The sequence below is a fragment of the Streptomyces sp. NPDC001732 genome, from assembly GCF_053596315.1.
The window spans coordinates 196,713-203,019 of the sequence record NZ_JBSFFY010000001.1 but is presented as its reverse complement, the minus strand read 5'-3'; the positions used below and the strand labels follow the sequence as shown (position 1 = coordinate 203,019).

4 protein-coding genes are annotated in these 6,307 nt (G+C 73.6%); all 4 read right to left on the bottom strand.

Features of this window, described 5'->3' with window-relative positions; genetic code table 11:
* Window positions 1–139: 139 nt before the first annotated feature.
* Window positions 140–1,024, bottom strand: coding sequence for a YceI family protein (locus tag ACWCXX_RS00795; RefSeq protein ID WP_451122864.1), 885 nt, complete (start codon window positions 1,022–1,024; stop codon window positions 140–142).
* A 387-nt stretch (window positions 1,025–1,411) separates the two neighbouring features.
* On the bottom strand, window positions 1,412–4,042 hold the full coding sequence (locus tag ACWCXX_RS00790; RefSeq protein ID WP_451122862.1) for a ComEC/Rec2 family competence protein: 2,631 nt from the start codon (window positions 4,040–4,042) through the stop codon (window positions 1,412–1,414).
* Window positions 4,039–4,767, bottom strand: a complete 729-nt coding sequence (locus tag ACWCXX_RS00785; RefSeq protein WP_451122860.1) for a helix-hairpin-helix domain-containing protein — start codon at window positions 4,765–4,767, stop codon at window positions 4,039–4,041. The genes ACWCXX_RS00790 and ACWCXX_RS00785 overlap by 4 nt, the downstream gene beginning before the upstream one ends.
* Before the next feature lie 686 nt (window positions 4,768–5,453).
* Complete coding sequence (locus ACWCXX_RS00780) at window positions 5,454–6,299, bottom strand: DegV family protein (protein WP_451122858.1); 846 nt, start codon at window positions 6,297–6,299, stop codon at window positions 5,454–5,456.
* Window positions 6,300–6,307: the final 8 nt, after the last annotated feature.

Genomic DNA, 6,307 nt, shown 5'->3' with positions numbered 1-6,307 from the left:
CCGGGCTCCGGGCTCCGGGCTCCGGGCTCCGGGCTCCGGGCTCCGGGCTCCGGGCTCCGGGCTCCGGGCTCCGGGCTCCGGGCTCCGGGCTCCGGGCTCCGGGAGGAACGTCCGCGACCCCGGGAGGGATGCGCGCGGCTCAGCCCTTGGGGACGATCTGGATGTCCATGTCGATGGAGATGCTGGAGCCGACGGCCGCGATGCCGCGGGCCAGCATGGTCTGCCAGGTGAGCGTGAAGTCCTCGCGGTGCAGCTCCGTGGTGGCCCGGCAGGCCGCCCGGGTCTCGCCTTCCAGGCCGTTGCCCAGGCCGAGGTACTGGGTGTCCAGCGTGACGGTACGGCTGACGCCGTGCAGGGTGAGCGCCCCGGTCACGCCCCAGCGGGTGCCACCCCGGTGGACGAAGCGGTCGCTGTAGAACTCCATCGTCGGATAGCGCCCCACGTCGAGGAAGTCACCGGACCGCAGATGGTCGTCGCGCATCTGGACGTTCGTGTCGATCGACGCGGCGTCGATGATCACGTGCATGGCCGAGTCCTCCATGCGGTCGGCGATCCGGACGGCGCCCGCGAAGGTGTTGAACCGGCCGTGAATGCGCGCCAGGCCGATGTGCCGGGCCGTGAAGCCGATCTGCGAGTGCATCGGCTCGACCTCCCACTCCCCCGGCGCGGGCAGCTGCGGAGGCGTGGCCAGTTGCAGGGTCACGTCGCCCAGGCTCGCGTGGCCGCTCTCGACGACCGTGGCCGAGGCGTGGAACGGGGTGAAGCCCTCGGCCGTGACGGCCAGTCGGTACTCACCTGCCGGGACGGGGGCGAGGACGTTGCCGAACGGGTCCGTCTCCCCACGGAACACCTTGCGGCCCGAACTGTCCGTGACCACGAACTCGGCCTGCGGCACCAGCTCGTTGACGGGGTCGAGCACCCGGCAACTGAGCAGCCCCGCCGTGCGCGGCACCTCCAGTCCGGCAAGGGCGTTGCCCTGCACCGCCCCCGCCGTTCGCCTCTTTCCCAGCCAACGACCGAACATCTTGCACCTTCCCCGGGCGATTCACCTTGGGGCCTGGCGGCTGGACGTCTCTGTCGGAGCAGCGGCCCACCGACGACCATGCATTCGACCACCATTGCGGCGTTCGAGGCAAACAGAGCAGCTCGCAGGGGCTTGGGGGGAGGTGTTACCGAAGGCCCGAATTGACCATCCTGCTCCTGGCCCCCGCCCCCGCACCCCGCAGTCCCCGCCCTCGCGTCCGCACCTCCCTCCCGACCCCGCGCACCCTGGAAATTCCCCCTTTCCCCCTTTCTTCTCTTGCTCCGCCCCCGCCAGGCGGACGTCCTTCCGGCCCGGTGTCCAACGCCACCTTGTGACGTTCGCCGCCCACGCCTGCGACCGGGGCACGGCCGACCTGCTGTGCGGTGCTCACGGCCGGCCCACCGCCCGCAGCCCGGCCCCGGACCCCGTCACGGCGATCGCCCCGTCGGTGTCCGTACGCAGCACCACCGCGCCACCGGCCCGGAGCGCGTCGACGGTGCGTGCGGCCGGGTGACCGTAGGGGTTGTCCCGGCCCACGCTCACCAGGGCGAGTCTCGGGTGCGCGCCGCGCAGCAGAGCGGGGTCCTGGTGCGCGGAGCCGTGGTGGGCGACCTTGAGCACATCCACCCCGGGCAGAGCGGGATGTCTGCGCAACAGTCCTTGCTGGGAAGGGGGTTCGAGGTCCCCGAGGAGCAACAGGGACACCCCGCCGGTCCGGACGTACAGGGTGACGCTGGCGTCGTTCGGCTCCCGTGGGGCGGGCCCGATTCCCGCGCCCGCCGATGGTCCGGCGAGCCCGGTGCCACTCGCGGGCCACAGGACCCGCCAGTCGAGCGGCCCGATCCGGCGGTGCTCGCCGGGCACGGCCCGCACCAGGGGGACGCCCGCCCCGGCCGCCGTTCTCCGCACGAACGCCACCTGGTCCGGCGGCTCGTCCAGGTTCGTCGTCTGGATCGCCCCCACCGCTCTGCCCCGCAGCACCCCGGGCAGCCCCCGCACATGGTCCGCGTGAAAGTGCGTGAGAACCACGAACGGCACCTCGGTGACGTCGAGATCCCGCAGGCACCGGTCGACGGGCCGGGGATCGGGACCGGCGTCGACGACCACCCCCGCCCCGTCCCCCGCCGCCAGCACCAGGGCGTCCCCCTGCCCCACGTCACACATCGCGAACGCCCAGCCCGGTGGCGGCCATCCGGTCAGCACCCGGGTGAGCGGCACCGGGCGCAGCACCGCGAGGACCAGCAGCAGCACGGCGGCCGAGCAGACCCAGGGACGGTGGACGAACCGACGGGCGAGGAGCACCACCAGGACCGTCAGTGCGGCAAGCAGTACCGCGCCCTTCGCACCGTCGGGCCAGTCGATCTCCGCTCCGGGCAGGGACCCCCCGGTACGGGCCACTGCGGCGATCCACCCGGCCGGCCACCCCGCGACCCGGGCGAGCAGTTCCGCCACCGGCATGGACACCTGTGCCAGGGCGAGCGCGGCGAACCCGAGGACCGTGGCGGGTGCCACCGCGAACTCGGCCAGCAGATTGCACGGGACCGCCACCAGGCTGACCCGGGAGGCGAGCAGCACGACGACCGGCGCACACACCGCCTGCGCCGCGGCGGCCGCGGCCAGCACCTCGGCCGGCCGGGGCGGGACCCCGCGTCGTTGCAGCGCGTCGCTCCAGCTCGGGGCGATGGTCAACAGGCTGCCGGTGGCCAGGACGGAGAGGACGAAGCCGTAACTCCGCGCCAGCCACGGGTCGTAGAGCACCAGCAGCAGAACTGCGGCGGCCAGCGCGGGAATCAGCGATCTGCGGCGCCCCGTGCCGATGGCGAGCAGTGTGATCGCCCCGCAGGCAGCCGCCCGCAGAACGCTCGGCTCGGGTCGGCAGACGATGACGAAGGCGAGGGTGAGCCCGCCGCCGAGCAGCGCCGTCATCCGCAACGAGATTCCCAACCGGGGTGCCAGTCCCCGCCGTTCGGCCCGCAGCGCCGTGCCCGGCGGCCCGATGAGGAGGACGAGCAGGATCGCCAGATTGGCGCCGGAGACCGCCGTCAGGTGGGTGAGGTCGGCCGCCTTGAACGCCTCCTTCAGTTCGGGGGTGACCCGTGAGGTGTCTCCGACCACCAGTCCTGGCAGCAGCGCCCGTGCATCGGGTTCGAGCCGTTCGGTCGCCTGTCGCAAACCACCGCGCAGAGCACCCGCCGTGCGCTGGAGGAAGGTGGGAGGCCCGGTGATGCGTGGCGGGCCCTTGCCCTCCAGGCGCAGGACGGCGGCGCTGTGCTCTCCCTCGTGCAGGGGTGGAGCCAGCCGGCCGGCGACGCGCAGCCGGGTGGAGGGGAGCAACTGCTGCCACTGCCCCGTGGGTCCGCCGGGCGGCACGATCAGCAGGACCGGTGTGCTCAGCCGGGTGACCGCCCCGTCGGGCCCGGTCAGCCGGGTGATCTCGGCGTCCACGAGGAGGGAGGCCGGTGTGCTGTGGTCGCCGCGCACCCGGGGCACGGTCTGCCTGGCGTCGGACGTGATCGTCACGTCCGCCTCGATCCTCACGAACTGCTGGGCCAGCCTCCGGACCGGCCCCTGCCGTACGTCCGCGCTGGCCAGCCCGGCCGATGCGGCACCAGCTGCCGCACAGAGCAGCGCCGCGGCGGTGGCGGTGGCCGTGGCCGTGGCGTACGACTTCCTTCGGCCGCGTGCCGCGCTCCCGTCCTCCGCCGTCCCTCCCCCGGTATCTGCGGACCGCCTGCGCGGCGCGGTGTCCGCGAGCGTTCCGGCGCTGCCCGGCCTTCGCCCTCCGCGCAACGCACGGGTGGCCGATACGCCCGACACCGCCAGGAGCACCATGGCCGCGCCGACGCAGAGCATCACGCCCACCGCGGTCCACCGCCCCGGCGCGCTCAACGCGAGTGCCGCCCCGCCCCAGGCCGCCACCGCCGGCGGAACCAGGCGAAGGTCGACCGGGCCGTCCTGCCGGGGTTCCGAAGCACCGAGCCGACCGCCCGACGCCGCGTGCACGTCCGGATCGTTCATGGCCCCACCAGTGGCCGGAGGTCGGCGAACCGGCGGTCACCGATTCCGTTGACCTCTCGTAGTTCGTCGATGGAACGGAAACCGCCGTGCTGGGTGCGGTAGTCGACGATGCGCTGGGCGAGGACCGGGCCGACACCGGGCAGGGTGTCGAGTTGTTCGGCGGTCGCGTTGTTGAGACTGACCGGCCCGGCCACGGAACTCCCGCCGCCCGCAGGGGCTCCTCCCGCACCACCGGTGGCGGAGGGTCCGGTGGATCCAGGTGGGGAGGACCCGGGCGCGGAGGACCCGAGTGGGGAGGACCCGGGTGGGGCGCCCACCACGATCTGCTCCCCGTCCATGAGGAACCGCGCCCGGTTGAGCCCGGCGAGGTCGGCCCCGGCCCGTGCACCGCCCGCCGCGCGCAGCGCGTCGGCAACCCGGGCACCGGAGGGCAGTTCGTGGACTCCCGGCCGTCGCACCTTTCCGCTGACATCGACGACGATGTGCCCGCCCTGCCCCGAGGCGGGCGGCGGCCCCGGTGACGGATCGGGCCCTTCACCATCCCCCGGCACGGAGGCCGACGTCCGGCTGTGCGCCACCGCCTCGTCGACCGTGTCGGGGGCATGTACGGCTCGGGGACGAGCGGACCAGAAGTGCGCCACGGCGAAGACCCCGGCGGCAACCAGGACAACGGCGAGCGCGGCAAGAGCCCTGGGTTCCAGACCGCATCTGAGCTGCAGCCACACCGGAAGCCGCTCCCGCAACGCGGGAACCACCCGCTCCCACCACCGCCCCGACCCGCCCGAGACCGAGGGCGTGGTTGTGGTTGTGGCAGCTGCCGGAGACAAAACCGAAGCCGAGCCCTGCCCCGGAGCCGGAGCCGGAGCCGGAGCCGAGGGTGGCATCGGGGCGGGGCTCGGCCCCGATGGCGGAGCCGGGTCCAAAACCGGGTCCTTCGCCGGGCCCTCGGCCGCGACCGGGGCCCGAGCCGGAGCGACCCCCGGCACGGGCCGTGCGGCCCGCCCGCCGTACGCCCCTCCCATGAGTGCGTCCGCCCGACGCCGCGAGACCTCGGCCATGGCGCTGCCCCGCCCGCGTGAGAGCCGACGCCGACCGGGCCCGGGGCCAGGACCGGTACGCCGCCCGGCACCGACGCCGAACACCCGACCGGAACGGCTGTGGGCGCGACCGTCCGACGCCGGAGCACGACCGGGGCCACTGCCGCTTCCACTGCTTGCACGATGTGATCGAGGAGCCATGCCTCACGAGGGTAGGCACATCGCCCCGAACCCGCTGAGCACCCTCGATTCCGGTGGACAACCGACCAGTTGTGGATATCTCGGCCACCCCGAGGGGTGAAATCCACAAGGCCGTCATGCCGAACGACCCCACTCGGTCGACTCGGTCGGCACAGCCGAACCCGCCCGCCCGGTCAGCGCGGTGAAATCACTGCTCCGAGCAGGCCGGGCCCGGTGTGCGCGCCGATCACCGCGCCCACTTCGCTCACGTGCAGATCGACCAGTCCCGGCACCCGCTCGCGCAACCGCTCGGCGAGCCGCTCGGCCCGCTCGGGCGCCCCCAGATGGTGTACGGCGATGTCCACAGAACCGCTGCCCGCCCGTTCCGCGGCGATCTCCTCCAGGCGGGCGATCGCCTTCGAAGCGGTCCGCACCTTCTCCAGCAGCTCGATGCGTCCGTCGTCCAGCTGAAGCAGCGGTTTCACGGCGAGCGCCGAGCCCAGCAGCGCCTGCGCGGTCCCGATCCGGCCCCCGCGGCGCAGATAGTCGAGCGTGTCGACGTAGAAGTACGCGGAGGTGCCCTCGGCCCGCTTCTCCGCCGCCGCGACCGCCTCGTCCAGGCTTCCGCCCGCCTCCGTCGTCTCCGCCGCCGCCAGGGCACAGAATCCCAGAGCCATGGCGACCATCCCGGTGTCCACCACACGCACCGGAACCGGCGCTTCCTTCGCCGCGAGCAGAGCGGCGTCGTACGTACCCGAGATCTCGGCCGAAAGGTGCAGCGAGACGATGCCGGTGGCCCCGGCCTCGGCCGCGGCGCGGTACTCGGCGGCGAAGACCTCCGGGCTGGGCCGGGAAGTGGTCACGGGGCGGCGCTTCTGCAGCGCCGTCGCAAGGGCACGGGCCGAGACCTCGGTGCCGTCCTCCAGAGCCTGGTCCCCGAGAACGACGGTCAGCGGCACTGCGGCGATGCCGTGCCGCTCCATCGCCTCGGGCGGCAGGTAGGCCGTGGAATCGGTGACGATCGCGACATGGGGGGACATGAGCCGGA

What these genes read in the sequence shown, in the direction of transcription:
- ACWCXX_RS00795 (WP_451122864.1), bottom strand. Translation starts at nt 1,024, where the DNA reads ATGTTCGGTCGTTGGCTGGGAAAGAGGCGAACGGCGGGGGCGGTGCAG.
- ACWCXX_RS00790 (WP_451122862.1), bottom strand. Translation starts at nt 4,042, where the DNA reads ATGAACGATCCGGACGTGCACGCGGCGTCGGGCGGTCGGCTCGGTGCT.
- ACWCXX_RS00780 (WP_451122858.1), bottom strand. Translation starts at nt 6,299, where the DNA reads ATGTCCCCCCATGTCGCGATCGTCACCGATTCCACGGCCTACCTGCCG.